Consider the following 380-nt stretch of genomic DNA (forward strand, 5'->3'; position numbering starts at 1 on the left):
AAAATCACGAGAACTTGGGTGCTCGGTAATGACGGGCTCGACCGGTGCTCGATAAGGGTGTTCCCGATGGGTATCAGGAATGGCCTCGGTGAATCATAAATCGCTACAATCAGATAACTGGTGCCGATTGCGATTATGAGTGCGCTTAAAAGGATCAGTGCCTGCCGGCGAACCGAGCGATTGCCGACAAACCAAAGCCCCGCAAGGTGGACCGGGATCAGGATGATGCCATATTTCGCAAAAAAATATGCGATATAGGCGGTTAGCCCCCAGGTTTCACTTCCTGCGTTCAGAAGCAGAAAAACTGCGTGGTCGGCCTGATTCATACTGTCCCCTCATACTGACAAGGGTGAGTTTTCTTACTCACGTAAGGCGACAGT

Annotated in this window: 1 protein-coding gene; it reads right to left on the bottom strand. The window is 51.1% G+C overall.

Annotated elements, in window-relative coordinates:
* Window positions 1-326 (bottom strand): hypothetical protein (locus tag AB1462_RS32460; RefSeq protein ID WP_367249233.1); only part of this gene is annotated, 326 nt, incomplete at its 3' end.
* Between the last annotated feature and the right edge of the window lie 54 nt (window positions 327-380).

It is taken from the genome of Pseudomonas sp. SB113 (genome assembly GCF_040754745.1).
Classification (GTDB): domain Bacteria; phylum Pseudomonadota; class Gammaproteobacteria; order Pseudomonadales; family Pseudomonadaceae; genus Aquipseudomonas; species Aquipseudomonas grimontii.